Origin of the sequence: Colwellia ponticola (genome assembly GCF_005885605.1) — a bacterium.
Lineage (GTDB): Bacteria > Pseudomonadota > Gammaproteobacteria > Enterobacterales > Alteromonadaceae > Colwellia > Colwellia ponticola.
In genome coordinates this window covers 1-485 of sequence record NZ_SZVP01000062.1, presented here as the reverse complement: position 1 = coordinate 485, position 485 = coordinate 1, and the positions used below count along the sequence as shown (strand labels likewise).

Genomic DNA, 485 nt, shown 5'->3' with positions numbered 1-485 from the left:
CCGAAGCCATCCGCGAGCTGGCCATCCGTTTCGCCGACGTGCCGATGCTGTCGCGCACCCACGGCCAGCCGGCGTCGCCGACTACCCTGGGCAAGGAACTCGCCAACGTGGTGTACCGCCTGGAGCGCCAGATCGCTCAAGTCGCCGCAGTCCCACTGCTGGGCAGGATCAACGGCGCTGTCGGCAACTACAACGCCCACCTGTCGGCCTACCCGGAGATCGACTGGGAAGCCAACGCCCGCGCCTTCATCGAAGACGAGCTGGGCCTGGGCTTCAACCCGTACACCACGCAGATCGAACCGCACGACTACATCGCCGAGCTGTTCGACGCCATTGCGCGCTTCAACACCATCCTGATCGACTTCGATCGCGATATCTGGGGCTACATCTCCCTGGGCTACTTCAAGCAGCGCACCATTGCCGGTGAAATCGGTTCGTCGACCATTCCGCACAAGGTCAACCCGATCGACTTCGAAAACTCCGAA

The 485-nt window shown here is 62.7% G+C and carries 1 protein-coding gene; it reads left to right on the top strand.

Translation table 11 applies throughout. The features are described from left to right. On the top strand, nucleotides 1-485 hold a 485-nt coding region (locus FCS21_RS15830; RefSeq protein WP_246047308.1), incomplete at both ends, for a lyase family protein.